The following is a 1257-nucleotide window of genomic DNA, read 5'->3' on the forward strand; positions in this document are numbered from 1 at the left end:
TTCGCCATTAGCAAGTTTCACGGTGACCGGGGCATTAGTGACTGGTGCGTTCACGGAGGCGGTGTAGATGATCGAGCCACCTTCGGCAACCGAAGGAGTGGCAGTCAGAGTCACGGTCGAAGTATCGACCGTATCAGTCACCGCAGTAGTTACTGGAGTCTGGTTGGCCACCAGGCTTTCGTAGTTGCCGCCTGTAACGGTGGCGATGCTGTTGCTGACCGAGTCGTGGCCGACATAGACGTCGTTGCTGACCGCCGCCGTTACACTGCCGGAGCTCTGGCCAACCGCAATGGTGATGGTTTCGCCATTGGCGAGTTTCACAGTGACCGGCGTATTGGTGACTGGCGCGGTAACGGAGGCGGTGTAGACAATGGAGCCACCTTCGGCAACCGAAGGAGTGGCAGTCAGAGTAACGGTCGAATTATCGACGGTGTCGGTCACGGTTGTGGTGACAGCAGTTTTGTTGGCAACCAGGCTTTCATAGTTGCCGCCTGTAACGGTGGCAATGCTGTTGCTAACCGAGTCATGGCCGACGTAGACATCGTTGCTGACTGCCGTCGTTACAGTGCCGGAGCTCTGGCCAACCGCAATGATGATGGTTTCGCCATTAGCAAGTTTCACGGTGACCGGGGCATTAGTGACTGGTGCGTTCACAGAGGCGGTGTAGATGATCGAGCCGCCTTCGGCCACCGATGGTGTAGCAGTCAGAGTCACGGTCGAAGTGTCGATCGTGTCGGTAACGGCAGTCGTTACAACGCCCTGGTTCGCGACGAGGCTTTCATAGCTGCCGCCGGAGACAGTGGTGATGCTGTTATTGACTGCAGCGTGGCCAACATAGACGTCATTGGTCACTGGAGTGCTGACGGTGCCGGAGCTCTGGCCAACGGCGATCGTGATGGTTTCGCCGTTGGCGAGTTTCACGATGACCGGGGCATTGGTGACCGGCGCACTGACGGAAGCGGTGTAAACGATCGAGCCACCTTCGGCCACCGATGGAGTCGCGGTCAGAGTCACGGTCGAGGGGTCGACCGTGTCAGTGACAGCCGTAGTCACCGGAGTCTGATTGGCAACCAAGCTCTCGTAGCTGCCGCCCGTCACAGTGGCAATGCTGTTGCTGACCGAGTCATGGCCGACGTAGACGTCGTTGCTGACCGCCGTCGTTACAGTCCCGGAGCTCTGGCCGACAGCGATTGTGATGGTCTCGCCGTTGGCGAGCTTCACTGTCACTGGCGTGCCGGTAACTGGAGCTGTGACGCT

Annotated in this window: 1 protein-coding gene; it reads right to left on the reverse strand. The window is 58.7% G+C overall.

Annotation, left to right across the window (positions count from 1 at the left end):
• A partial coding sequence (locus tag SJI00_RS22310; RefSeq protein WP_322463848.1) for an immunoglobulin-like domain-containing protein occupies positions 1 to 1257 on the reverse strand: 1257 nt, incomplete at both ends.

The sequence above is a fragment of the Pseudomonas gebzensis genome (genome assembly GCF_034427815.1).
Taxonomy (GTDB): domain Bacteria; phylum Pseudomonadota; class Gammaproteobacteria; order Pseudomonadales; family Pseudomonadaceae; genus Aquipseudomonas.